General features: G+C 37.6%; 1 protein-coding gene. It reads left to right on the top strand.

What is annotated here, in order from left to right; all coding sequences use genetic code 11:
* Positions 1-46 precede the first annotated feature (46 nt).
* The coding region (locus QUA20_RS31850; protein WP_333194338.1) for an ISAs1 family transposase at positions 47-1115 on the top strand (1069 nt) is incomplete at its 3' end.

Consider the following 1115-nt stretch of genomic DNA (forward strand, 5'->3'; position numbering starts at 1 on the left):
ATTAAGTATTTAGCTAAATCAAGTGCGTAATTCATAGGTGCGATCGATGGCGAAAGGGTTTACTTCGACTTTAACTTCCCAACAAAAAACAATAGGTGTATCGAATCCGACAGACTTATTGAACGTTAGTTTTTTAAACCATTTTGAGACCTTGACCGATCCAAGAATAGAAAGAAGTAAAGAGCATTTACTAATAGATATTGTAGCCATTGCGATTCTAGCTGTCATCAGCGGTGCGGATGGATGGGGAGCAATAGAACTCTATGGAAAAGCTAAATATGAATGGCTAAGAGGTTTCCTGAAACTGCCGAATGGAATTCCTTCTCATGATACATTTAGTCGAGTATTTGCTCGGCTTGAACCGAAGCAGTTTCAAGAGTGTTTTTTGAGTTGGGTAAATTCAATTACCAAAAAATTGGAGCTAGAAGTCATAGCCATCGATGGCAAAACAATGAAACAATCTTATGACCGGAATCAAAGCCAAAAACCGTTACATATAGTCAGTGCATGGTCGGCGTCCCATCAATTAGTTTTAGGGCAAAAAAAAGTCAATAATAAATCCAACGAAGTGACAGCGATTCCGGCTTTATTAGAGCTGCTAGAAATTGAAGAAAGCATAATAACCATCGATGCTATGGGATGTCAGAAAGAAATAGCAGCGCTCATAATTAAGAAGAAAGGAGATTATCTTTTAGCGTTAAAGGGAAATCAAAAACTTCTTCATAAAGACGTAAAAAACTGGTTTGAATTAGCTAGAAAAGAAGAGTTTGCTGGCAGAAAGCATAGCTATTATCAACAAATAGAAGCTGGGCATCATCGAGTTGAAAAAAGACAAATTTGGACTGTGGCAGTCTCGGAGTTGCTACCTCTTCATAATCAATCATTATGGGCTGGATTAAAAACGGTTGTGATGGTCGTAAGTGAAAGACGTTTGTGGAATAAAACTACCACAGAAGTTCGGTTTTATTTAAGTAGTTTAGCCAGTAATGCCGAGAAGATTTCTCAAGCAATTCGCAGTCATTGGGGTATTGAAAATAGCTTACATTGGACATTGGATGTTACTTTTTATGAAGACAAGAGTCGCATTCGTAAAGATCATTCTCCGGAAAATTTTG

The organism is Microcoleus sp. Pol7_A1 (assembly GCF_036701085.1).
In the GTDB taxonomy this organism is placed as follows: Bacteria; Cyanobacteriota; Cyanobacteriia; order Cyanobacteriales; family Microcoleaceae; genus Microcoleus; species Microcoleus asticus.